Annotated in this window: 19 protein-coding genes and 1 pseudogene; 4 read left to right on the top strand and 16 right to left on the bottom strand. The window is 63.4% G+C overall.

Annotation, left to right across the window (positions count from 1 at the left end; all coding sequences use genetic code 11):
* The 7 genes and pseudogenes from Q3866_RS07420 to Q3866_RS07390 all read right to left on the bottom strand — a co-directional run.
* Positions 1–575, bottom strand: a pseudogene (locus Q3866_RS07420) (cell division protein FtsZ); the annotation flags it as partial.
* A 199-nt stretch (positions 576–774) separates the two neighbouring features.
* Complete coding sequence (locus Q3866_RS07415; RefSeq protein ID WP_301830733.1) at positions 775–1,869, bottom strand: cell division protein FtsQ/DivIB; 1,095 nt, start codon at positions 1,867–1,869, stop codon at positions 775–777.
* Between the two features lie 292 nt (positions 1,870–2,161).
* A complete protein-coding gene (gene murB, locus Q3866_RS07410; RefSeq protein WP_301830732.1) occupies positions 2,162–3,082 on the bottom strand; it encodes a UDP-N-acetylmuramate dehydrogenase in 921 nt (306 codons plus the stop codon).
* 2 nt (positions 3,083–3,084) lie between these two features.
* Positions 3,085–4,524 (bottom strand): UDP-N-acetylmuramate--L-alanine ligase, encoded by a 1,440-nt coding sequence (murC, locus tag Q3866_RS07405; protein ID WP_301830731.1) that lies wholly within the window; start codon positions 4,522–4,524, stop codon positions 3,085–3,087.
* Between the two features lie 791 nt (positions 4,525–5,315).
* On the bottom strand, positions 5,316–5,519 hold the full coding sequence (locus Q3866_RS07400; RefSeq protein ID WP_301830730.1) for a hypothetical protein: 204 nt from the start codon (positions 5,517–5,519) through the stop codon (positions 5,316–5,318).
* A 301-nt stretch (positions 5,520–5,820) separates the two neighbouring features.
* Positions 5,821–9,609 (bottom strand): helicase-related protein, encoded by a 3,789-nt coding sequence (locus Q3866_RS07395; RefSeq protein ID WP_301830729.1) that lies wholly within the window; start codon positions 9,607–9,609, stop codon positions 5,821–5,823.
* Positions 9,610–10,044: 435 nt separating this feature from the next.
* The gene (locus tag Q3866_RS07390) at positions 10,045–10,686 is read right to left on the bottom strand and encodes a hypothetical protein (protein WP_301830728.1); all 642 of its coding nucleotides are present in this window, start codon (positions 10,684–10,686) and stop codon (positions 10,045–10,047) included.
* Positions 10,687–10,703: 17 nt separating this feature from the next.
* Here Q3866_RS07390 and Q3866_RS07385 point away from each other — a divergent pair, with 17 nt between their 5' ends.
* From Q3866_RS07385 to Q3866_RS07370, 4 genes are all read left to right on the top strand, one after another.
* Positions 10,704–11,555: a hypothetical protein gene (locus Q3866_RS07385; RefSeq protein ID WP_301830727.1), complete on the top strand. Its 852-nt coding sequence runs from the start codon at positions 10,704–10,706 to the stop codon at positions 11,553–11,555.
* A gap of 2 nt (positions 11,556–11,557) precedes the next feature.
* The gene (locus Q3866_RS07380; RefSeq protein ID WP_301830726.1) at positions 11,558–12,187 is read left to right on the top strand and encodes a hypothetical protein; all 630 of its coding nucleotides are present in this window, start codon (positions 11,558–11,560) and stop codon (positions 12,185–12,187) included.
* 143 nt (positions 12,188–12,330) lie between these two features.
* On the top strand, positions 12,331–12,588 hold the full coding sequence (locus Q3866_RS07375) for a hypothetical protein (RefSeq protein WP_301830725.1): 258 nt from the start codon (positions 12,331–12,333) through the stop codon (positions 12,586–12,588).
* Positions 12,578–12,916 (top strand): type II toxin-antitoxin system RelE/ParE family toxin, encoded by a 339-nt coding sequence (locus Q3866_RS07370; RefSeq protein ID WP_301830724.1) that lies wholly within the window; start codon positions 12,578–12,580, stop codon positions 12,914–12,916. The genes Q3866_RS07375 and Q3866_RS07370 overlap by 11 nt, the downstream gene beginning before the upstream one ends.
* A gap of 288 nt (positions 12,917–13,204) precedes the next feature.
* Here the strand turns inward: Q3866_RS07370 and Q3866_RS07365 are convergent, their stop codons facing one another.
* From Q3866_RS07365 to Q3866_RS07325, 9 genes are all read right to left on the bottom strand, one after another.
* Positions 13,205–14,326 carry a glycosyltransferase gene (locus tag Q3866_RS07365; RefSeq protein ID WP_301830723.1) on the bottom strand — a complete coding sequence of 374 codons (1,122 nt, stop codon included), beginning with the start codon at positions 14,324–14,326 and terminating at the stop codon, positions 13,205–13,207.
* 2 nt (positions 14,327–14,328) lie between these two features.
* Positions 14,329–15,972: an FtsW/RodA/SpoVE family cell cycle protein gene (locus Q3866_RS07360; protein ID WP_301830722.1), complete on the bottom strand. Its 1,644-nt coding sequence runs from the start codon at positions 15,970–15,972 to the stop codon at positions 14,329–14,331.
* A complete protein-coding gene (gene murD, locus Q3866_RS07355) occupies positions 15,973–17,397 on the bottom strand; it encodes a UDP-N-acetylmuramoyl-L-alanine--D-glutamate ligase (RefSeq protein ID WP_301830721.1) in 1,425 nt (474 codons plus the stop codon). It lies immediately after the preceding gene.
* Between the two features lie 94 nt (positions 17,398–17,491).
* Positions 17,492–18,523, bottom strand: a complete 1,032-nt coding sequence (mraY, locus tag Q3866_RS07350) for a phospho-N-acetylmuramoyl-pentapeptide-transferase (protein ID WP_301830720.1) — start codon at positions 18,521–18,523, stop codon at positions 17,492–17,494.
* Between the two features lies 1 nt (position 18,524).
* Positions 18,525–19,997, bottom strand: coding sequence for a UDP-N-acetylmuramoyl-tripeptide--D-alanyl-D-alanine ligase (gene murF, locus Q3866_RS07345; RefSeq protein ID WP_301830719.1), 1,473 nt, complete (start codon positions 19,995–19,997; stop codon positions 18,525–18,527).
* Positions 19,998–20,044: 47 nt separating this feature from the next.
* Entirely contained in the window at positions 20,045–21,826 is a 1,782-nt protein-coding gene (locus Q3866_RS07340) for a penicillin-binding protein 2 (protein WP_301830718.1), read from the bottom strand.
* 38 nt (positions 21,827–21,864) lie between these two features.
* A complete protein-coding gene (locus Q3866_RS07335; protein WP_301830717.1) occupies positions 21,865–22,467 on the bottom strand; it encodes a hypothetical protein in 603 nt (200 codons plus the stop codon).
* A 208-nt stretch (positions 22,468–22,675) separates the two neighbouring features.
* Positions 22,676–23,632: a 16S rRNA (cytosine(1402)-N(4))-methyltransferase RsmH gene (gene rsmH, locus Q3866_RS07330; RefSeq protein ID WP_301830736.1), complete on the bottom strand. Its 957-nt coding sequence runs from the start codon at positions 23,630–23,632 to the stop codon at positions 22,676–22,678.
* A 12-nt stretch (positions 23,633–23,644) separates the two neighbouring features.
* Positions 23,645–24,088: a division/cell wall cluster transcriptional repressor MraZ gene (locus Q3866_RS07325; protein WP_293673734.1), complete on the bottom strand. Its 444-nt coding sequence runs from the start codon at positions 24,086–24,088 to the stop codon at positions 23,645–23,647.
* Between the last annotated feature and the right edge of the window lie 800 nt (positions 24,089–24,888).

Below are 24,888 nucleotides of genomic sequence, written 5' to 3'. Positions count from 1 at the left end.
CACAGCACGTCGTCGGCCATGCGGAAGGCCTCGAGCATGGTGGTCTTCTTCTCGGCGATGTCGAGCAGGCGGTCATTGGGAATCACGATGATCGTGTCGACGTTGGCCGAGAGGTTCTCGACGCCGGACAGCGCGCTCTGGGTGCGCTTGCGGCCCTCGAACGTGAACGGCTTGGTTACGACGGCGACGGTCAGGGCGCCCACGTCGTTCTTGGCGATGTCGGCCACGATCGGGGCGGCGCCGGTGCCGGTGCCGCCGCCCTCGCCCGCGGTGATGAAGACCATGTCGGCGCCGGCGAGGGCGGCCTTGATCTCGTCACGGCTCTCCTCGGCGGACTCGGCGCCCACCTCGGGGTTGGCACCGGCACCAAGGCCCTTGGTGACGTCAGTGCCGATGTGGACCTTGACGTCGGCGTCGGAGTTGGCGAGCGCCTGGGCGTCCGTGTTGATGGCGACGAACTCGACGCCGCGAATGCCCTCCTCGATCATGCGGTTGACGGCGTTGGTGCCGCCGCCGCCAACGCCCACGACCTTGATGACGGCCAGGTAGTTGCTGAGGGTGTCGCTTGCGCTCATGGGTCCTCCTTGCGTGCGGGTCTTGCGTGTAGGTGTCGTTGCTGGGGCGGTTGCGCCCGAGGTCTTGCTGTTTTTAGCCATAGTCTCAAACTCTCAAGCTCAGGTTTAGCTCTACCTAAGAACTAAAGCGGCACATACTTGCACATGCCGCGCGGGTACGTCAAGAAAAAGTGGGGGTACTTTCACGCGAAATGCGCAATTATTGCCCGCCACTGGTGCTATCGGAGGCGTCGGAGGAGTAATCCGCGGAGCCAGACGCATCGTTGCCGCTGCCATCGCCGCCGTCTCCCCCGCCGTCGCCGCCGCCGTCCGTGCTCGAGGCGTCGCCGCCGGCGGCGTCGGCGGTCTGCGCGGTAGCCGCGGCGGAGTTGTCGGCCACGACCTTGGCCGCCCCTCCCAGCGTGGTGCCGTCCGCCACCTTGCGGTAGCTGGGCTTGCTTGGCACGCGCACGTTGATGTAGGTGAGCTGCTCGCCGTACTGGCCCATGATGGTCGAGAGCGCCTGGGCCTTGGCCGAGACGTCGTTGGGGGCGCCCAGAGAGATCTCGAGGCCGCTCTTGAGCACCATCGAGATGGAGCCCGCGCTCGAGGCGTAGTAGACCTGCGCCTCCCCAGAGAGGGAGTCGGGCAGCTCGTCTTGGTACTGCAGCACATCGAGGATGACCTCGTCGGTCGTGGGCGAGCCCTGCGCGGGGTCGACCGTGGCGGGGACGCTCGCGATGAGCAGGCACCCCAGTTCGTCTGCCTTGGCGAGGGCCGCAGAGGTGACGTCGGTGTTGGCATCGGAGGCAAGCGACAACGGCTCGATCCAGACGCCGTCGTCGCCCAGGGCCCACACGCTGGTGCCTGAGCCGATGACCACGACGGCGCTCACGGTACGCTCCTCGACCGAGACCCCCAGGGTGTCGGGAAACTCGCGGGTGATGTTCACCCCCTTGACCCAGGGGTTCTTGCGCACGTTGTCGCTGATCTGGGCCACGTCGACGTTGAGCAGGGTGGTTCCCTCGTCGACGGCGGCGAGCTTGGCGAGGGCGTCCGCGCTCACGTGCTCGCTCGCCTGCGCGTCGATGCCGGTGATGACGAAGACCGGCATATGCGACAGCACGAGAAACGCCACGACCATGACGGCCGCCACCGCGGCGACGATGGCCGCGATGATGCCGGCGCGACGGGTCGAGGGCGAGGACGAGGGCGCGGGGCGGTTGGGACGAGGGCCCGAGGGCTTGCCGGAACGAGGGGGACGACCCCCGTTGCCGCTTCCGCTGCCGCCGCCAGAGCCGCCCACAAGGGGCATCTTGAGCTGCGGCGCGCTGGAGCGACCGCCATGCTCGAGCTTGAGGTTGAGGCCGCCGGACGGATGAGCCGCGGGGCGCGCGGCAGGGCGCGACGACGAGCGGGTCGAGGCGCCACGGGGCGCGGGACGGGCTGCCGGGCGCGCGCTCGGACGAGCGCTCGGACGCGCGGAGGGCCTTCCACCAGCGAGGGGGCGACCATCGCGGGAGGCGCCTGCACCCGGCCGCATACCGGACCGGGTGGTGCGGCCGGGGTGGCCCGCGCTCGGGCGAGGCGTGGCCCCGCGCGCCGCGTTAGGACGTGCGCCCGAGGAACTTGACTTCCGGTTGGAGGTCGACACCCGTAGCCTCCCTCACTCTGTCATGCATGGTGCGCATCACGGCCAGGACGTCGGCGGCCGTGGCGTTGCCGTTGTTCACGATGAAGTTGGCGTGCGTCATCGAGACCTGCGCACCGCCGTGGGCGTAGCCCTTGAGGCCGCAGTCCTCGACGAGACGCGCGGCGCCCTTGGGGCCCACCGGATTGCGGAAGACCGAGCCGCAACTGGGCTTGCCCATGGGCTGGGTGGAGCGCCTCTGCGAGAAGCGCGCCTCCATGAGCTCGTCGATCTTCTCGCGCTCGCCCGGGGCGAGAGCAAGGGTGGCCTCGAGCACGATGTCGGAGGGGCCCAGCGAGCACCAGCGGTAGCCCCACTCGACCTCGGAGCCCATGCGACGCATGAGGCCCGTGCCGGGGCGGTAGACCACGAGTGACTCGACTCGCTGGCCAATCCACTCGCGGCGCGTGCCCGCGTCCATCGAGATGGCTCCGCCCAGGGTGCCCGGGATGCCGCAGGCAAACTCGAGACCCGTGAGGCACGCCTTCGCAGCCGTGGTGACCACCTTGGAGAGGGGCACCGCGGCGCCGGCGCAGACCGTGGCGCCCTCGCTGGATGCCTCGACGTGCGAGAAGTCGCGGCCCAGGACGATGACGCAGCCGTCGAAGCCCTCGTCCGCGACGAGCAGGTTGGACCCCTTGCCCACGACGACCCAGTCGACGCCCTGCGCGGTGAGGACGTCGATGGTGCGGGTGAGCGCCGAGACGGTGTGGACCTGGGCGAGCATCGCAGCGGGACCGCCGATGCGGTAGCTCGTGCGATGGCTCATCCGCTCATCGCGGGAGATGTCTGCGTCGACGGCACCCGACAGCGCCAGGTATGCGTTGTAGAGGCCCACGCTTAGGCCCTTGCGCTCGCGGCGGCGTCGGCCTCGCGCTTGGCCTCGACGAAGGCCGGGCCCACAAGGGTGACGTCACCGGCGCCCATGGTCACGAGCAGGTCGCCCTCGCGCACGTCTGCGACGAGGCGACTCGTGAGCTCGCGACGGTTGGACACGTAGCTGACCTGCACGTTCTTGCCATGCTTCTCGACCGAGGAGGCCACGGTCTTGCCGGAGATGCCGGGGATGGGCATCTCGCCGGCCGAGAAGATGTCCATGACGTAAAGGACGTCGGCGTTGTCGAAGGCGGAGCCGAACTGCTTGGAGAGGGCCTGCGTGCGGCTGTAGCGGTGCGGCTGGAAGACCACGACCACGCGCTTGAAGTCGAGGCCCTTGGCGGCGGCCAGGGTCGCGGCAACCTCGGTGGGGTGGTGGCCATAGTCATCGACCACGGTGATGCCGTCGATGTCAGCCACGTGGGTGAAGCGGCGCTTGACGCCTTGGAAGGTCGACAGTGCCGCAGCGGCGGCCTCGACGTCGAGGCCCAGGACGTCGGCCGTGGCGATGGCGGCGGTGGCGTTGAGCATGTTGTGACGTCCGGGGTTGGCCTTGATCGTTACCTGGACGTCGCCGTGCTCGGGCGTGTGGACCGTGAGGTGGCTCTCGATGCCCTGCGAGGGCTGCGGCGTGCAGGTGTAGGCAAACTCGGCAGCGCACGGGTCGTCGGCCATGCCGTAGAGGGCCACGTGGGCGTTTGAGCCGGCGGCCACGCGGCGGACGCGCTCGGACTCGCCGCAGGCGACGACGTGGCCGTCCTCGCCCACCGAGTCCATGAACTGGCCAAAGGTGCGCTCGAGGTTCTCGATCGTGCCGTAGTGGTCGAGGTGGTCGGCCTCGATGTTGGTGACGACGGCAACCGTGGGGTCAAAGAAGAGGAAGGAGCCATCGGACTCGTCGGACTCGGCGACATAGTAGTCGGACTTGCCGGAGTGGGCGTTGGTGTCGTAGCCCTCGACGAAGCCGCCGATGAGGAAGGAGGGGTCGAGGCCCATGCGGTCGAGCATCGTGGTGACCATGGACGACGTGGTGGTCTTGCCGTGGGTGCCCGAGACGGCGACGGTGGTGTGGCCGGCCGAGAGGGCGGGCAGCATCTTGGCGCGGGGCCAGACTTCGATGCCCAGCTCGCGGGCGCGGATGACCTCGGGGTTGGACTCGGGGATGGCGGTGGAGATGACCACGACGTCGGGCTTCACGGCGTCGATGGTGGCGGCGTCATGGCCCACGTGGACCTCGATGCCGGCGGCCTCGAGCTCGCGGACGTAACGCGAGCTCTTGAGGTCGCTGCCCGTGACGACGATGCCGCGCTCGTGCAGGACGAGCGCGATGCCGCTCATGCCCGCGCCACCGATGCCGACGATGTGGACGCGCTTGAACGTTGCCTTCTGAGAAGTGGTTGCCATGTGGTGTGGCTCCCCTCGTGTGTTGTTTTGCCAGGCGGCGCCGCGGTGCGGACGCTGCGCATACGACCCTTTACTTTAGCCCATCGCATAGGGACGGGGCGAGGGTGCATCAAATGGGCACGAGGTTGGGACACGCGAGGGGCGCACGAGTTAGCACCCAAGCCAGCCGTTGCAGGCCCGTTTTGCCTAAAACGTCTTCTGCGACAGCAGGTATGCGCAAATGGGGCCAGCAACATCGCGTGAATGCGACACACGCGAAGGTTCGCGTGCCAAACGCGGCTAGACGGCCCTCTCGAAAGGCTCATATTGTCGCGATGAACACACAAGCTGCCGAGGTTGTCGCGTTGGGCATGCGAGAAGGTCGCGAGTGACACACGGGCGCTCTTCTCGCATGTGCCCTCGATAGCCTGCGACGGCATTGGGAGTCTCGAACGGACGCCAGGTCACGTTCTTCTCGCGCTAGCATTCACCTGCCGTTTTACACAAACTGCGGTTCTTTCCGCGCAGTTTTGCACATTGTGGCGGTTCTTGCCGCGCTGGGCCCCTCCAGACGGAAACAGCCGCAGGTTTGCAACAAATCGACCGGCAAGAACCGCAGTTTGTAACATTCGGCAGAAGGCGCAAACGGCCCCATCAAGCTCGTATGCAGCGGATACTTCGAGGCCATTAATCATGGCGAGCTCATCGGTGCCAAACCCGCACTCGGCGAGGTGCACGAGAAGTACGGGATGTAGCCGCTTCAGAGACCTAAAACGACAACTCCACCCGGACGCTGGCGCAGGCGGTGTCGTTTAGTCTGCCAAATCAATCTCGTCGATCACAGCTCGGAGATAGGGTGGCAGATTGTCAAAGCTCGTGCCGTAGAGTTCCAGCATGGCGGCGGCTTCGCAAGCCCACGCCCACCCACCACGCTTGGAACGCTTCTTCATAATCTGCACGTCATTGAGAATCGATGCTTCCTGCATAACGAGCGGGTTCAGCTCTCCATAGTCCATGTCGCCTCTCCTCAGGATAGGTTCTCGTCTAGGTCAAATGTCACAAGAAGCACGGACACCGCAGAAGAGCTATCTCGTTCATCGGGGTTAGCTCACGACACAGTCGGTCGTGGAACGCTCAACGACATCGGGCGCCTGCACTGGCCTTGAGTAAGTTCGCGGCATATCTCTATTTCTAAGCGGACAAACGATTTTGAGATCAGGGATAACACTGGTGTCGGTTACCGCTCGCCCCCGTTTTACAACGAGGGCGAGCGGTTTTCGAAGAAACGAATCAAACAGAAACCAATCAAATCAGTCGTTAAATTGACCTTCCCCTCGCATCACGTCCGGCTATATAAGTCTTGATTCCAAGCAGGAACTCGCCCTGACCAAGATAGAAAACATGCCACCCAGATTCACGAGCAATGGCAAACTGATCAAGCTGTCCAGAATGGAAGATGGCAACCTTCTCATGCGGCCACGCCACGATGGGGTCGAGCTTCCGCCCCGTGCTCTCAAGCATTAGCGAGGGGTGATACAGCGGCGACTTGAACCCGGGCTTACCGACTTCCTTTTTTAGCATCTGAGCGTCGAGGAGCTCAGGCCTCGTAAAAGCTTCGTTGCAGACCAAACCCCAAATCTTGAAGAGCGGCCAGGCGGATAGATCCTCTCCGCGATCGACAACCGTGATGACGCGATGCCGAACAGTCGGCATTAATACTTCAGCGGCGGGGCCGCGAAGCACATCCGGTTCAGATCCTTCATTGGCCATGGGCGCCGCGTGCCTCGCACCCGTGGAGTCAGGCGCACCCCCATCGTGCGCCGAATCTCCCCCGGCATTACGCCCAGCCTCGAAAGAAACGCCATCGATTCCCAATACGGCGGCCACGCGCTCGTCGTTGCCCAGGAAGTAGTCCTCGATGAGATCCCAGCGCTCTGTATCCGATAGCTTGGTCTGGAAGAAGCCCCTCAGCACCTTTGCAGAGTATTCGTGCCTGGCATCGAGGTCGCGAAGTACCTTGTTGGCGTAGTGCACATCGTTCGCCAGCTCTTTGAGTTTGCCTGGATCGTTAACACGCACGAAAATCTCTGGGTTGTCTCCCCCTCTTGCCTCGTAGTCCGCAAGGTCGAGGGCCTGCAGAATCTCCGCCATGGCGAAACGAGCATCAAGCGTTTGAGAATCCAAGAAACGACGGCATCGCAGGCTACCATCGATGGGCTTGAGTCTCGCAAGCGTCTCGGGCATGTGAGCCATCGAACTAGAAAGAACGCTGCCAACCACGTTATAAACGGGTTTGCCAAATCCAATCGAGTTCTTAGAGCGAATGCGACGAACAACGCACTTAAAGGTTCGGTTCGTAGTCTCCCTTCGGCTTTTGTCAACCGGCTTCTCAAGCGCATCAAGCAACAGCCGCGAGTCAAAGGGCAGCTTCTCGACCTTGAGCTCGGAGCAAAGCAAATGGTCAAAGTCTTGCTGCTTAAAATCTCCGCCAAGGTTTAGCTTACGCAGAGTCTCAAAGATTGCCGCGGCATACGTCTCGAACATCGCAGAAATCTTCTCGAAGTCCTGTTTAAAGTTTATCTCGAGCACAAGACGGTTAGCCATTACGGGGCTACCAGTGGGACTGCAGATCTCGCCCGCAAACAAGCGCCTCTTAAAATCATTGAACGTGTACTCTGGATACTCATGCTCCCACATGGAGGCAATCTCCAGCTTGTAGATATCTCCCATATCACTGATTCTCGTGGGGCTCTCGATGGCGTTTCGCTTAATGGTGCGGCTATGACCGGCACTCATGTAGGTAAGGTACTTGCCATACTTTGCCAAAACCTGGTCCTTGTAGCGCTCATCGACGCAAACGTACTGAACCGTGTAGGAGGGCTTGGGACGAACGATAAGTACCGGAAAGTTGAAACGGTCCTCGAGATCACGAGAGACCATCATCAGAGCGGACTTCACGCGGTTTGTACGGCGAGTCCGATCAGCCTCATTGGCAAACAGGTATGAGAAGGTCTCTGGAGAGACAAGCATATTCTGGTGACGCTGCTTGGCCGGCTTTGAAATGTAGATCTGATAGAGCTTACCCAGGATCTCCTTGAGCTGCCACTGGTAAAAGCTCGAAAGAGCATAAAGCTGGCGAGCATACCGCGTGTCCTGGCCAAAGAAGTCCACAGTCGCCACAGCCGTGAGACCCTTCTTGCGCGCAGCACGGCCAATCTCCTGAACATAATCGGAGAGGTTGCCCGTAGGAGCGTAGTGATAGACAGCATTAATATCATCAATATCAACGCCCATACCAAACGCCTTGGTACTCACCAGCACGCGGCAGTCACCCGTGCCAAAAGCATGGGCAACTATTGCCTTGTAATCCTTGTCCTTGCCGCCGTGGTATCCCATGACATTAGTGCCAAAATCCTGCTCTTCGATAATGGAGTCAACCTGGCTCTTAAAAGGACAGTAGACAATAGCGTGATCGTTGCGCTGTACCGCCCCGGCAATCCAAGCAGAGGCAAGCGTTCTTTTTACCTCATCAATGGGGCCGGGAAACTGATCTTTATCCTGGGCACAAATGCTGAACCCGATGTCGTCACGACGGGGATTTCCCAAGTAGAGTTTGCAGTTGCAAAGCTCAAGATCGCGGATGGTGCCATCAACAACATCATCCTTGCCACCGTAAACTGCCGTAGCCGTAAGGCAAAAGATGGGAAAGCTCTGGCCATTCTTTCGTAGCTTGGTGAGATAGGGCCCCAGATACCAGTAATCGGGACGGAAATCCTTGCCCCACGAAGTCACGGTATGCACCTCATCGACTACGACAAGCCCCAGCGCTCGGCCGTTAAGAATCGAATCAATCGACGATTCGAGTAAAAGCTCTGGGGAAAGGTAGATAACGGAATAGACACCATCTCGAATCTCGCTGTAGGCTTCTTGCCTCTCCTCAAAGGTAAGGTCAGAGTTAATGGCAACAACGTCCTTGACACCACGCTTTCGCAGGGACTGGACCTGATCATGCATGAGGGCCTTAAGCGGCTCTACTACAAGCGTTAGTACCTTCATGCGCTGCGCCAAATAGAGAGCGGGCAACTGGAAAAGAATGGACTTTCCCGCACCAGTAGGTGCCGTAACAAACACGTCCGAGAAAGAGTCGCTCCCCCGCATGGCAGCTTCTGCCTGCTCGACTACGAACGAAGCAATCTCCCCCTGAGATACTGAACGCATCTCAGCGTTGATTTTCGGATTCCTGTAGAACTTGAGCTCGCGAAACTCAGCATTCGCTCCCCAGTAACGCCGCAGAATAGGCAATAGTCTGTTGGGGTCAACGGTCTTCTTTGAACTCACGGACCTGTCCGCCTCAAGAGCGTGCGCAAGCCCGCAAGCATGCGCAACGCACACAGTAAGTAGGAGCACCTTGGCATCGATGGAGCTCGGGTCGCGGAGCGCTTCGGGATCAACAACATAGGTTGCGGGCTCGGCCTTGTCATTGCAGAGCTGAATACGGTACTTCACAAATTCGGGGCCCGGAACGCTCATGCGAATGGAATTACTCAATTGAGTGGGCTGCGGAACCTTGGCGCTTGGCGCAAACAAATCGCAGGCGGAAATCTCCACCTCGTCTTTTACCGAGATGGGCCTTACGAGATACTCATCGTTAAAGCGCTCGACCCTGGCGTAGTAGCGCGTAGTGAGAGATGAGCCCTCCCCACCCTCAATCTGCCGAGCGGCAGTTTCGAGTTCCCCTGGGGCAAAAGGAGAGGGACACAGCCCAGTGTCTACAAACAGGTTGTTTCTAACTACAAGGACGGTGTCTTCATACTGTTCACTAATACTACCCTTAAGGTCAACGAGAAGCTCATAGGGAAAGAGCAGCGGTCCATCGGCGAGTATGAGCTGTCTGAATGCGTTCTTCTTAAATTTGGAAAGAGCAACCGGGTCGAGATGGCCCGAATCATTCAGCAGGCCCCCAAGCCCCTCAGCAGCAAACGGATGTTGAGAGAGTAAACGCAACTGCGTAGGAGTGAGCCCTTGAAAGAAAATGGCTGCGGGCTTACCCACATACGGAAGGACAATTTTGTCGATGCATTCGTAGAAGCAATCCTTGACGCCCACGTGTAACCTCCATCACCAAGAATCCCTACAGCATTCAAAACAACACCCAAGAGAACGCCAGAATCAGTATCGAGCACCTTACGGACAGTAACATTCATGCTTAAGGGATAAGCTAGCACCCATTCAATCGAACGCGTTGCACAACAAAGGTGAGCGGTAGCCGCCCGCGATTCGCTCAGCCTAGCAGTCGCATTCCATTGAGCCGGAGCGGCCAAACTATCACCCAACCAAACGGAATATGAGAGGCAACGAACAGCTCGATGCTAACCAGCCAGCAAACTGGACGGCAGTGCACGGTCTGGCAAACAGAAACTTGTTCAAAGATGTGGGAAGGCCCAATTAAACCGGTGACGCAGTCTGCTAATGCAGAGCTTGGACCGCACCGATCGATACGATGCGATTGTTGCACAACATTATTGTCCCGTTTTGGTGCGATTATCGCCCGCTCGCTAGCCGACAGTTGCGCAGAGGGGCCACAAAGTTTGAAATCGGGGACATGGCAGGCTCACCAGCCACGAGACCAAAGGAGATGGTTGTATGGCCAACTTCTGTGCCAACCAGGTTGTCATCGCCGCCGACAAGGAGCGCATGTTCAGCGCTTTCAAGGCCATGGCGTTCGACCTCGCTTCTTGGACCGAAAACAAGGATGACCGCGACTACCTCGAGGATTGCACAAGCGTCGATGCGGCCTACGATCGAATCCGGCCCAAAATCGATGCGTACTACGACCGCATCTTCGCTCCCAGCCCCGAAGGCGCAAACGCCTGGCTTGAGGAGAATCTCAGCCGCATCGATAAACTCATTGCAAGCGAACCCGCCTACGCAAACATCGCCAAGACCCTTGGCCTCAAGAAGGACGGCCCAAGCCCCAAGTTTGAGTACACCTATCCCAACAGCGCCAGGCCTCTCAGCGAATCTGCCAATGTCGCCCTCAAGCGCTTTGGCTCCACGCGCGTTCTTGTCATCTCCTACTGCACGGCATGGGTCGGCAACTACGAGGAGACCAACTTCCTCGAGCGCATGGTTACGGGAGACAAATGGGAAAACTATTCCAAAGAAGACTACGGCTTCTGCCACTTCTACCAAGACGAGTCATGGAAACGATCAACATCGCCGATGACGAGGCCTGGTATCCCGAAGACCTTGTTGAGGACGCGTGGGGCAATGCATCCATTCAGCTCAACCAGGAAAAGAGAAGGTCAACAATTGCCTGGCAGGTTGCCCTCTGCAGTTGGCCCAATGGAGCGGGGTCTGGCAACTGGCCCAGGGGTAAAAAGTACAAGATGCCCTCCTTGGATGCCAAGAAGAATCAGAGAGACAGCGCTCCCGCGGATGAAAAGCCCCGTAAGGAGAGCACTTCTCACTGGTACAGGATGTGCATTCCCCGCACCGACTCCGACTATGAGGAGCTCGACTCCCTTCTCATTGAAGCTCTGAACGATTTCCCGAGGGATGCTACGGGACGCTTTGGGCTTTGCTTTGATCCGAAGAATTATCCAAAATCCATTAGACCGTTTGACAGGCTTAGCATCGAAGCTTATTGGGATGACAGCAAACTAGAGTATGGAATTGACGAGCCAGACTTCGATGAAGACGTTGACGATGATATAGACGACTGGGTAAGTTGGCCAATCCCGAAGATCAATATAGTGGATCTTTGGCAGGGAGAATACGGCACGCCGACGCACAGGCAGACCGTCTGCTATTTGAGCGACAACCTCAAGAACGCCAAACAGAAAGTTGCCTATGTGTACTTGGCCCCCTTCATGCTTGCCACGGCAGCCAAGGCTTGTCGCAGCGAGTCCGACAAGAACGCCTTCAGTTTAACGCTTCACTTAGAGCTGATTCCCTTCGAGCTAAACGAGTTGCTGGCATCCGTCCACGAAACAGCAGGAAAGCCATACGATGACCGCGGCCGTCTTTTCGTCCCCGAAAGGAGGACCTAGCCATGGCTGCAAAATCAGTAACGAAGCAGGCTGAGCCGATGAACACCGAGAACATTGGTTACACAACCCTAGCAACCCTCGCAAAGGTTTGGAAGGCCAGCGGAAAGCCCAAGAAGATACAGCGCGGCGACGAGCTGGAGGAATTGCTGCCCAACAGGTTCCTCGCGCTCGATATCGACAAGAAACTGCAGCTCGAGGAAGACCTGTTCTACTTCACCTCAGAAATGGAGCCCAAGGCATTCGAGAGCCTTGGAAACATGAGGTTCGAGGTTATCCCCGGAAGCACAAAGGACAAGCCAGGAGCTCAGCTTCGCATTCTTGACCGCAACGGAGACGTGTTACTCACGAAGACCATCGCTTTTGCGAGACAGGCCAAGAAGCTCGAGAAGGCCGCAAAGTCGCATGAGGAAGGCCCCGACCTAACAGGGAGAACGTGCGCACAGATAGTCTCGGCATCTGAGCTTCCGCAACATATTGCCGTCAGTGGAAAGAGGAGTCTCGTCAAGGTTCGTCTCGTCATGGCGCTGCCGCTCGACAAGACCACAGTGTTCCACATCCTTCTCAACACGGGTCTTATCACGGATAGCGAGTACCTCGGTGGAGCCTGCAGCAATGGAGCGCAAGGCTACTAGTAGGGCTCAACGTACGAATCAGATCACGAGCCAGCGAATGGGCGGCAGGAAGCTCCGACTCCCTGCCGCCCTTCTATTGACGGGCGGCTATCTCCTCGATTCAAAGCGGGGTAAACTAGCAAAAACGACAACGAGGAGAAGACATGGCACCTCTCGTCCTAGATAAGAACTCCGAACAGATGATAGAAGATGCCTGCCGCGATGCGCAGGGCCCCGTCGCGCTCAAAACAGGAAGAGAGACGTACGTTGTTATGACCGCCTCTGATTATGAGAAGCTCGAGTCACCCTTAACTAGCGAAGAGCTCGCCTCGCTAACGGCCGGAATCGAAGATATGCGAGCAGGCCGTACTCAAGAGTTCTCAAATACACTCGAAGAGATTCGCACGAGCTATGGGCTATAGGCTCGAGCTGACCAAAACCGCAGAGTCCGAACTTCGCAGCGCCATAGAACGGCTCGCCGTAGTTTTTGGCTCTCCCAACTCGGCAGCGAAGCTCTTAAACGAGTTCAAGTGTCTTGAGCCCGTCCTTTCTACGTTTCCGCGCTGCAAGCCCGTCTTCTTTCCTGCCTGCAAGACATTTGGAATTGAGGTGCGTAAGGCACAGGTGAAAAACTACCTCGCTTACTACACCATTAATGACGAGTCTAAAACCGTGACGGTCATTTCCATTCTCGCCATGAGACAAGACCAGCTCGCCAATTTAGTGCGAGACTACAGTTTCTTCTCATAGCTAATACAGCGCTGCTTTCCTGAATTGAGAAGGCGAACGCGGCTGCCCCGGCGTCTCGTCGGGAGCACCTAAGACGAAGGCATAGGACGGCTGAGCACGTCCCTCTTGCAACCGTGCTACTGGCCTCATTTACGTAAACGGACACCTATGATGCGAGTTTTAGGCAAATGAGGCCAGCAACGCGATTCGCTCGTCACCCAAACAAAAACAGCGCGAGACGGACGGCAGATAGCCACCCGTCTCGCGCAAATCAATCGATACTCGATAAGAGCCCGCAGCCTGCGAGCCCTACTCCCCTGCCACCTGCTCGACGGCGTCGGCAAGCTTGGCGACCACCTTATCCTGCGCAAGGCCCGCCGCGGCGGCGCGCAGCTTGCCACGCTCGTCCGCATCGCACACAAGCTCGAGCAGCTTGTCGCCAAACGCGGGCTCGCCCAGCGCGTCATCGGCGAACAGCACGGCCGCGCCGGCATCCGTGAGGTAGCGCGCGTTTGTGGTCTGATGGTCGGCCGTGGCGAACGGGTACGGCACGAGCACGCTCGGCACGCCCAGCGCCGCGATCTCGGCGATCGAGCTCGCGCCGGCGCGGCTCAAAACCAAGTCTGCCGCCGCAAGCACGTCGCCCATGTTGTCGATGTAGCTCTCGAGGTGCCAGCGGCTGGCTTCCTCGTCGGTCAGCGCCAGGGCCTCGGCCGCCTCCTCGTAGCCACCCTTGCCGGTCGACTGCACCACGTGCAGGCCCGGCACCGCAAGCAGCCGCTCCTTGAGCGCGCCCATCGCGGCGTTGATTGAGCGCGCGCCCAGCGACCCGCCAAACACGAGCAGCATCGTCGCATTCTCGGGCACACCCAGCGCCGCACGGCCCGCAGCCCTGCTGCCAGCCAAGACGCTGCGCCTCACGGGATTGCCCGTGAGCTCCACGTGGGCAGCGTCGCCCTCGCGCGCAAAGACCTTCTCGGCCGCCGGCACCGAGATGCAGACGCGCCTCGCGTGGTCGGCCATCATCTTGTTGGCAAGGCCCGGCACCGAGTTCTGCTCGTGCAGAAGGTAGGGCACGCCATGCCCCTTGCACCAGCCCAGCAGCGGGACCTCGACATAGGCGCCAAAGCCAATCGCCACGTCGGGCGCCTTGCCGGCCGAGAAGCGCTTGCCCAGCGCCCTCTTGGCGCTCGCCACGCGGGCCAGCGCCGTCACGGCCGTCCAGGGCTTCGAGCGGTCAAATCCCGTGACGTCGACCTCCACCAGCTCAAAGCCGGCAGCCGGAACGAGCGTGCCCTCGAGCTTGGAGGGGCGCCCGTAGAACGTCACGTGGTGGCCGCGGTCGCGAAGCTCCTCGGCAAGCGCCAGCGCCGGGTTGATGTGACCAGCCGTGCCACCTGCGGCGATGGCAACCTCGAGCGTACGGGTCATGGCTATCTCCTTCTCTGGTTGCGGCCGCGCGAGCCCCCGCGCCCGCCCTCGCGCGAGCGGGGCACCGCACTACCGCGACCCTCAGACGTCCTCACGGTGGGGCCACCGTTGCCGCCGCGCAGGCGGTCGCGGGCGTCGGGCCCCAGGTCGATCCTCTCGCGCCCACCGCCGCCGTCGACCACACGCAGCGGGCTGCGGGCCTCGCTCGCGCTCGCCAGCGGGGTCGACGCGGTACGCGGGCGCTCGCGCACCGTCGCCTCGTCGCGACGGGCCGAGGCGACGCCACCAGCGGGCAGCGTACGCGCCGCATAGGCCCCGCGCGGGTGTATGTGCGGCTCGCTCACGCCCGTGTCCTCCTCGTCGGCAAGCCTCATGCGAGCGCGGTTGCGGTCATAGGCAGTCTCGGGCAGCTTGGAGTGAATCGATACGTTCACGATGAGCCCCACCAAGATAAGGCAGCTCATGATTGACGAGCCACCGTAGCTGATGAACGGCAGCGGCTTGCCCGACAACGGAAACAGCCCCAGCACGCCAAAGACGTTGAGGAAGAGCTGCGCCAGCAGCAGGGTGGCGGCGCCAATCGCCAGCAGGCGGCCCTCGTTGTCAGACGCGTTTCGCGAGATCTCGAACGCCTGGTAGGCAAGGAAGGCAAACATCGCCAGCACGAAGAGCGTGCCAAGAAGACCCAGCTCCTCTCCCACGATGGCAAAGATGAAGTCGTTGTGGGCCTCGGGCAGGTAGCTGTACTTCATGCAGCTCATGCCCAGCCCCACGCCCTTGATGCCGCCCGACGCAAACGCGTAGAAGCCGCGCGTGAGCTGGTAGCCGCTGTCCCACTCGTCTGCCTCGGGGTTGAACATCGTGATGATGCGCTGGCGCGAGTAGTCGTCCTTGAGGGCGAGGACGAGGCCAACGGCAACGACAAAGATCAGGAAGCCGCGCACGAGCCTGCGGTCGAGCCCTGCGTAGTAGGCCACGACGAAGATCATAGCGCAGATGATCATCGTGCTGCCCTTGTCGGGCTGGAACAGGATGAGCACGAGGGGCAGGCCCAGGAACAGGCAGCCGCTGACGACAAGCTCCTTGAACTCCATGCGCTGCTCGCACAGCCACCCATTGGCGATGGACGCCGTGGCAAGCAGCACCGATGCCTTGGCGAACTCGGACGGCTGCAGGCGAAACGGGCCGATGGCGAGCCAGCGCGTGGCGCCGCCAGCAGTGGAGCCCGCAACGCGCACCACGAGCAGCATGACACAGACACCCAAGCCAATGACCATGAGCCAGGTGGGCTTGCAGAGCGTGTGATAGTCGATCTTGGCCGCAGCGAAGGCCAGGATGGCGCCACCAATGATGAAAGCGAACTGGCGGATGACGTAGTAGTTGGCGCTGCCCTGCTCGCTCAGCGCCTCGACCGAGCTAGCGGAGTAGATCATGACGAGGCCAAAGCAGACGAGCAGCACGGTGACGCCGATGAGCAGCAGGCGCGGACGCATGATGCGCGCGGGGACGCCCATGATGGCGCGCTCGAGGTTGCCACGGCTGGCCTCGGCACGGCTGCGGGCGGTGGCGCGGGCGCGCTCGCGGGAGGACGGACGCTCGGCCGCGCCCTCGCTGGTTGTGGGTCGGGTGATGGTGCGATCTGCCACTTACTTCTCCCCCATCTGGGAGATGCGCTGCGCCACGAGCTGCTTGAAGACGCGACCGCGCTCCTCGTAGCCGCCGAACTCGTCGAACGACGAGCACGCGGGCGAGAGCAGCACCGTGTCGCCGGGGCGCGCGGCGGCGATGCCGGCGTCGAGGGCGTCCTCGAGGTGCTGGGCGCGAAGAACCTGCAGCGTGCCGCCCTGGGCCTCGAGGGCAGCGGCGATGCGCTCGCCGGCCTCGCCAAAGCAGACGGCCACGCGGGCGTCTGCCGCGACGTCTGCCGCCATGTCCTCGAGCTCGGTGCCCTTGTCGTGGCCACCCAGCAAGATCACGACGGTACCCGGGGCGAAGGCCGTGAGAGCCTTGGAGACCGCGTCGGTGTTCGTGGCCTTGGAGTCGTTCACGAAGCTGATGCCAGCCGCGCTGCCGCAAGGCTCGATTCGGTGCTCGAGCGGGCTGAAGGCGGCAAGTCCCGCGCGAACGTCGGCGACGTCGATGCCGCAGGCAAGGGCGGCCGCCGAGGCAGCCAGAGCATTCTCGACGTTGTGGCTACCATGAATCTGCAGGTCGGCGGCGTGCACGAGCTCGGTGTCGACGCCATCGACGCGCACGACGAGCATGCCGTCGCTGCGCTGCCAGGCGGCGTGGGGAGCGTCTGCAGCAGGCGCCTCGCCCGCAGGCAACAGGTGGCAGACGCGTAAGTCCCGGGCCTCGAGGCGCCCGATAATGGCGCGGCACCAGTCGTCGCCCGTCGAGACCACGGCGAGGTCGCCGGGCTCGAGGTTCGCGAAGACCTTCTCCTTGGCGGCGGCGTAGTTCTCCATCGTCTTGTGCCAGGAGAGGTGGTCGGGCGTGACGTTGAGCAGCACCGCCACGCGCGGGTGCAGGTGGCGCGTCGTGGCCAGCTGGAAGCTCGAGAGCTCGGCCACGAGCCACTCGCCCGGGGCGCGGCGGCAGACCTCGCCAATCGCCATGGTGCCGATGTTGCCCACGGCCTCGGCGGCGCAGCCGCCGGCGCGCAGCAGGTCGCGCGTGAGAGTGGTCGTGGTGGTCTTGCCGTTGGTGCCGGTGATGCCCACCCAGCGCTCGGGACTCTCGCGCCAGGCGAGCTCGGGCTCGCCGATGACCTCGGTGGCGTGGGCGGCGGCGCTCGCGAAGAAGTCGCTGAACTCGGAGATGCCGGGACTCACCACGGCAACGTCGTAGCGGCCCTCGACGTCCTCGGTGCCGCACACCACGCGCGCGCCCGCGCTCTCGAGGGCGCGGGTCGCCTCACCCGGCTTGCTCTTGAGGCCACCATAGACGGTGACCGACGTCACGCGGCCCTCCTGGCGCTCGTCAAGCAGGCAGTCCGCGACCGCCTCGCCCGTCTTGCCCAGGCCCAGGACCAGCACGTCTCCCCAGACGCGATCATCAACGTTTGCCATCACAAAGATGCCCCCTCAAAAAAACACGTATGGGCGCCGCGACGCACGCGCGGCACCCATGACAAGGCGCCGCGTGCGGCGGCGCCCCTAATCGCTAGCGAAGCTGGAAATACAGGGCAAAGCCCACGGCCGCGAACATCGCGCTCACAATCCAGAAGCGGATGACCACCTTGGTCTCGCTCCAGCCCTTCTTCTCGAAGTGGTGGTGGAGCGGCGCCATGAGGAAGATGCGCTTGCCCGTGGTCTTGAACGAGATGACCTGCAGCATGACGCTCAGGGCCTCGCAGATGAACAGGCCTCCCATCACAAGGGAGGTCACCTCGGTCTTGGTGAGCACGGCCAGCGCCGCGAAGCCCGCACCCAGCGCGAGCGAGCCCGTGTCGCCCATGAAGATCGACGCCGGGTAGCAGTTGTGCCACAGAAAGCCCACGCAGGCACCGGCGCACGCGCCGGCAAACACCGCGAGGTTGATCTCGTCGTACGAGAAGGCCACCATCGCCATGGCGAGCATGACCACCATGACCGTGCCACCTGCCAGGCCGTCGAGGCCGTCGGTGAGGTTCACGGCGTTTGACAGACCCGCAAGCAGCAGGAACACGAAGAGGACGTAGAGCCAGGGCACCTGCACGCCGGCGATGGTGCTCGTGAGCACGCCCAGGTCGATCACGAGGCCGCCCGGGAAGGTAACCGTGGGCGCGATGCCCACCCAGTTGACCGCGAACAGGCAGAACGCCACCGAGATGACGATGAGGCCGGCCATCTTCTGCGAGGGCGTGAGGCCCAGCGAGCGGCCGTGGCTCACGCTCTCGATGTCATCGAGAAGGCCCAGCAGGCCCGTGGCGATGGTCGCGACGACGCACAGGACGAGGTCGGGCGTCCAGCGGGCGAGCAGCAGCACGGTGAGCATGATGCCCACGAGCATGATGACGCCGCCCATGGTGGGCGTGCCCTGCTTCACAAGGTGCGTCTGCGGGCCGTCGGCGCGGACCTGCTGGCCAATGCCGTCCTTGCGCATGACGCGGATGAACGCGGGCATGATCGCGGCCGTGATGAGGCCAGCGACGAAGACCGCGACGAACACGAGGTAGGTGGGGTACTGAGACCCGGCAAACAGGGAGCTAAGCATGTTAGCCCATCACCGCCTTAACGAATCTGTCGAGGTAGGCCGCACGAGACGCCTTCACGAGCACGAGGTCGTCCTTCTCGAGCACGGGGCCCATGACGCGCGTGAGCTCCTCGACGTCAGCCACGCGCACGAGCTTGTCCTCCGAGAAGCCCATGAGGCGCGCGGCGCTCTCCATGTGATTGGCGCGCTGGGTGCCCACGATGACGAGCAGGTCGAGCGGCTTGGCCGCGGCGTAGGCGCCCACGAGCTCGTGGAGGCGCTCCTCCTCGGCGCCCAGCTCGCCGATCTCGCCCAGGATCGCCACGCGGCGGCCGCCCGGCGCCACCTGCATCGAGCACAGGGCGTTGAGGGCCGCGGCCGTGGAGTCGGGGCTGGCGTTATAGGAGTCGTCGATGACGCGGCAGCCGCAGGCGGCGCGCACGACCTCCTGGCGCATGTGCGTGGGCGCGAGCTTCTCGAGCGCCTCGATGGCCGCGTCGAGCTCCACGCCCATGCCGCAGGCAAGGCCCAGGGCAAGCAGCAGGTCGGGCACGACCTGGGCGCCCGTGAGCGACAGGGTCACGCGCACGCGCGTGCCGGCGGTGACGCTACCCAGCTCCTGGTCGAACACGACGTCGAGGCTCGGGTGCGCCTCGTCGTCGAGCGCAACGTTCTCGGCGTGAAGCGCGCTGCTCTCGCCCACGCCGACGAGCGTCACGGGAACGCCCGCGGGCTTGGCGAAGTGCTCGGCGATGAAGGCCGTGTAATCGTTCTCGGCCGTCATGACCACACGGGGAGCCGGGGCCACGGTGCTTGCGGGGGCGCTGGCGAGGGGGGCCACGATCTCTCCCTTGGCGCGGGCGATGTTCTCGCGGCTGCCCAAAAGGCCGATGTGGCTCGTGCCCACGTTGGTGATCGCGGCCACGCGCGGGCGCGCCGCGGTGGCCAGGCGGTCGATCTCGTGGGGGTGGTTCATGCCCATCTCGACCACGAGGACCTGCGCGTCTTCGGGCGCCTCGAGCAGGGTGATGGGCACGCCGATGAGGTTGTTGAAGTTGCCCGCCGTGGCGTGGGTGCGCCAGGTGGTGCCGAGCGAGGCGGCGAGCATGTCCTTGGTCGTGGTCTTGCCCACCGAGCCCGTGACGCCCACGACGCACCAGTCGTGGCGCTCGCGCCACCAGCCGGCGAGGCGCAGCATGAACTCGGTGGCGTCATCGGCCTCGCAGCGCACAATGGCGCAGGCGTGGGCAGCGGCGACCTCGAGGGCCGTGGCGTCGGGCTCGCGGGTCACGGCGACGACGCCGGCGCCGGCCTCGATGGCGGCCGCCATGTAGTCGTTGCCGTCGACGCGCTCGCCGGGGAACGCCACGAAGAGCGTGCCCTCCCCCACCTTGCGCGAGTCGATGGCGACGCCGCGGGCGCGCTCGTCGCCGGTGCCCGAGAGGAGCGCGGCCGAGGTGGCCGAGCAGATGTCAGACGATGTGCACTCAATCATGCGAATCTCCCGTGAGGGTTGCTCGCCCCGCAAAAGGGCTGCACGCCCTAGTTTTGCTTGGGTACGTTCAGGTCGGTAAGGGCCTCATTCATGATAGCCGAGAAGTTCTGGGCCACGGCGCTTCCGTGGTAGGAGGTGCCGTAGACGCCGACGTAGCACAGGGCCGCCGCGTTCTCGCCGTTGGCGAAGCCGATGAACGAGCTGAGGAAGGAGTTGTCGAGGTAGCCGCCGGTGTCGAGGGCCTGCTGGCCGGTACCGGTCTTGCCAACCACGTCGTAGCCCTCGAGCTGGGCCTTGACGCCCGTGCCGTCGAGCACGACCTCGCGCATGTCGCCGATGACGTTCTCGCAGGTCTGCTCGGACAGGACGCGCGCGCCCTCGCCCCAGTCTGCCTTCTCGCCACCCTTCTGGACCAGGAAATGCGGGGTCACGAGCGTGCCCTTGTTGGCGATGGCACCCACGGCGCGCACGAGTTGGATCGAGGGGAAGGCCACGCCCTGACCAAAGGCGGCGGCGCCCACGGTGGCCCCCGTGTACTCGTCGCGCGAGGGCACGATGCCCGCGCTCTCGCCCGGGAAGTCGATGCCCGTGGTCTGGCCAATGCCCAGCGAGGAAATGCCCTCGCTGAACTTGTCGGCGCCGATGGCCATGCCCACCATGGCCGCGCCCGCGTTGGACGAGCGGCGCATGATCTCGGTGGGGGTCATGTCCATCGTGTAGTCGCGGCCGTCGTCGTCGGTGACGCCGTCGTCGCCCACCATGACCTTGGCGGGCACGGTGAAGGTCGAGTTCTTGTTGATGGTGCCCGTCTCGTAGCCAATGGCCATCGTGAGGCTCTTGAAGGTCGAGCCCGGCTCGTAGGAGTCGCTCACGCTCATGAGTTTCAGGGCCTCGTTGGTGACCGTCGAGGGATCGCTCGGGTCGAACATGGGCCACGAGCAGGCCGCGAGAATCTCGCCGGTGTCGGGCACGGTGACGACGACGTTGCCGCTCTTGGCCTCGGTGTCGCTCATGGCCTGGGTGAGCTGCTCCTCGGCCACGCGCTGCACGTTGACGTCGAGCGAGACGATGATGTCGGTGCCGTCGGTGGGCTCGTGGATCTCGGAGACGCCGCCCGCCACGGGGGTGCCATCGCGGCCGCGCTCCATGAGCATCTCGCCGTCGGTGCCGCTCAGGATGTCGTCGTACTGCAGCTCGAGGCCCGACAGGCCGTGGCCGTCGGTACCGATGAAGCCAAGCACCTGGCCGCCCGTCTCGCCATAGGGGTAGACGCGCTTGACGTCGGCGAGGGTGTAGACGCCATTGATCTGGTCGGACGCCAAGGTGTTGACGACGTCTGCGGCCACGTCGGTGTCGACCTGGCGCTTGAGGTAGGCGAAGGTGGTGTTTTGCGAAAGGGTCGAGAGGTAGTCGCTCGCGTCGCCGCCGAGCTTGTCGGCGAGCACGGAGGCCACGGCGTTCTTGTCCTCGATGATGGAGGGGTTGCAGTAGAGCGTGCGGCACTCAACGCTCGTGGCGAGCACGTTGCCGTTGCGGTCGTAGATGGTGCCGCGCTTGGCCTGGATCGTGACATTGCTCGTGGTGAGCGCGTCGGCCTTGGCGGACAGGCGTCCGGCGTCTATCACCTGCAGCCACACGAGGCGCAGGATGACGATGCCAAACAGGACGAGCAGCGCGGGCGGGATCTTGAACGAGCCGCCCCGGGAGGAGCCGCCGCCGCGACGTGCGGCGCGCTCCTCGTCATACGAAGACGTGGAGCGCGCGCGGTTGCCGGTTGTGCGCGGGCGCCCGTTGCGCCCGCGGGTGTTTCTTGAGTCTCGTGAATTCATGCGTCTCAGTTTACGCAACTTGGCGCGAGCGGGGGCCCTTAGGCGAGCGAGTCCACATCGGCTGCATTAGCACCGGCGGCGGAGCCGTCGCCCTGGGTCTGCTGGGCGTCGCCGAGCTGGCTGGCGACCTCCTCGGAACTGAGCTTGGAGCTCTCCTGGGAGGCAGCGCCGCTCGCGCCCTGCTCGGCCACGTCGGTGGAGGTGGCGTCATCGCTGCTGGAGGCGTTATCGCTCGCGGCGGCGCTCATCTGCTCGGTGCCGGTGGCCAACACCATGCCGTAGCTCTGCGTGGCGATGCGGTCGATGCGCTGGGTGCTCGAGAGCACGGAGCGCTGGATGCGCAGGTCGTCGGCGAGGTCGGTTGCGGTCTTGAGCTCGGTGCGCATGGAGGCGTTGTCGGCCAGGACGCCCACGGCGGCGGAGTAGACGCCGATGCGGGCGACGCACAGCACGGCCACGGCGAGGAAGATGCCCATGGCCAGCTTGAAGCGGGCGAGGAACTGGGCGGAGACGCCGGCGCGCTCGCGCGAGTCGAGGCCGCGGCCGTAGACCTGCTCCAGAGTGGAGGCATTCCCGTACTGGGGGGTCGCCTCACTCGTGTAGAAGTCGAAGCTGCGAGCCTCGGAGCCCATGTTAGCCATCAGTGTCATCCCCGGTTTTCCGTGTGCGGTGCGTTGAGCGCACAAGCCAGCCGGAGCCCCTGTCTGGGGCTCCGTTTGGCCGTGCATGGTTCGTTAGTGGTGCGTTTGAGCTGCGGTTTATTGCGTCTCTTGTGCGTGTTTGGTGCGGTGGTGCCTCGGTGGTGCGTGCTATGCATTCGGCAGGTGCCGGATGTGTCGTGCTTGCGCGCTAGCAGCCGAGCTTGACCGCCGCGCGCGTCTTGGCGCTGCGGGCGCGCGGGTTGCGCTCGAGCTCCTCCTCGCTCGCCACGAGCGGCTTGCGAGTCTTCACGCGGATGATCGGCACGTGCCCGCACACGCACACCGGAAGGTCCGGTGGGCAGGTGCAGCCCTGGGACATCTCGCCAAACAGGTGCTTGACGATGCGGTCCTCGAGCGAGTGGTAGCTGATGACGCACACGCGACCGCCGGGGTTGAGCCAGCGGATGGCGGCCTCGAGGCCGCGCTCGAGCACCTCGAGCTCGTGGTTCACCTCGATGCGCAGGGCCTGGAAGGTCTTGCGCGCCGGGTGGCCGCCGTGGCGCCTTGCGGCCGCGGGAATGGCGGCCTTGATGGCGTCGACGAGCTCGAAGGTCGTGGTGATGGGCGCCTTCTCGCGGCGCCTGCACACCTCGCGTGCGATGCGGGAGGCGAACTTCTCGTCTCCGTAGACCGAAAGGATCCGGGCGAGGTCGGCTTCGTTGTAGGTGTTGATGACCTCAGCTGCGGTTTGGGTATGTGTTCCCGGATCCATTCGCATGTCGAGGGGCGCGTCCTCGTTGTACGAGAAGCCCCTCTCGGGAATATCAAGTTGCGGGGAGGAGACGCCCAGGTCGAACAGGAAGCAGTCCACGCCAGGCACCTCGGCCTTGACGAGCAGCTCGTCAAGATCGCCAAAGTTGCCCTTGAGGAACAGGTGACGGCCGTTGGGCACCTCGCGCTCGAAGCACTCGGTGGCGGCGGCCAGCGCCATGTCGTCCTGGTCGATGCCAATCGACAGACCATCGGGAACGACGCGGCGGGCGAGCTCGACCGTGTGGCCGGCCCCTCCCAGGGTGCAGTCGCAGACGACGTCGCCGGGCTTGGGGTCCAGCTCGCGCAGGACCTCCTCCAGCATCACGGGTACGTGCCGGTATTCGTCTGTCAAATCCCTCACCCCTTAGTCCTCGTCGTCGAGCAGAGCGTCGATGTCGATCTCGAGCTCGGCCTGCTTGGCAGCCCACGCCTCCGTGTTGTACACGGCGAAGTGGTCCGCGTCACCGACGACGACCGCCTCGCGGCCGAGGGCGAGCTTCTCCAGGTCGGACGCCGCGATCTTGCCCAGCGCCACGCGACCGGCCTTGTCGATGTCGACCGTGACCGTCTTGGCGTTGAGGCCCAGGCGCAGGAGCTTGTCCTTCTTGGAGCGCGGGTTGAAGCCCTCGGGAAAGCAGCTCTCGACCCACTCCTTGTGGCCCTCGGGGGTGAAGCCCCACAGCGCGCCCTTCACGAGGATGAGGCAGACCTTGTTACCGGCCTCCTTGAAGTCATCGCGATACTCGGCGGGAAGCGTAATGCGCCCCTGGGCGTCGACAGAAACAGTCTTGGACCCAGTAAGGTACATCGCTCACTCCCCTCGTGGCATCGCGGCCGGCGTCCCGACCTGTGCTCATCCGCGCTCGTTTGCGCTGATAAAAATATACGGCTCGATTCGCCCCTCGGCAACCCTAAATCCAACTATTTCCCCCTACTGATTCCTACTGGCCACACCTGGGACACTAATTCGAGACAGGCTCTCCCCAGAGCTTGTGGCGAACGCGCGTTTGTGCACGAGAGGTTGGGGCTGGCGGCGCAGGGGCGCCCAGGGTGGGATAGGGGCGCCGGGTTGGGCGGCGCGAAGGGATTTGGCGAACGTGTGAAGCGCGGGGGTGAGCGGCGGGAGACGGATGGGCGTCGGCGGCCAGCGGGGCAATGGGGCATGCGGGCGGTCGCGTGACACAGGCGCGGCGGCGAAAGCACGCGGCCGGGCGGCTTGCGGGGCTATGCGAGCGATTGGGCGGCACGAGCGCGCTCGCGGGACGCGCAGCCGAGCGACCGGCATGGCCATGCGAGCGGTGGTGCCCGCTCATATACGGATGACAGAAGCAGAAGCGCCACCCGCGAATGCACGGGTGGCGTTTGCAGCAAAGTACCGATAAATGTAGGGACCCTTCCCCGCCCAAACAAGCCCTTTGCAGCAAACGGCCGATTTCTGCAAGAAATAGTCCTGCCCAAATTGGCCGCCTGCAGCAATGTGCCGATTTCTGCAAGGCGCCACGACGCCACAACATGCCCCCTGCAGCAAACGACCGTTTCCTGCAAGAAAAAGCCCTGCCCAAATTGGCCGCCTGCAGCAATGTGCCGATTTCTGCAAGGCGCCACGAC

The sequence above is a fragment of the uncultured Parolsenella sp. genome (assembly GCF_958346945.1).
In the GTDB taxonomy this organism is placed as follows: domain Bacteria; phylum Actinomycetota; class Coriobacteriia; order Coriobacteriales; family Atopobiaceae; genus Parolsenella.
The sequence above is the reverse complement of the archived record's forward strand: the minus strand, read 5'-3'. Positions and strand labels throughout refer to the sequence as shown.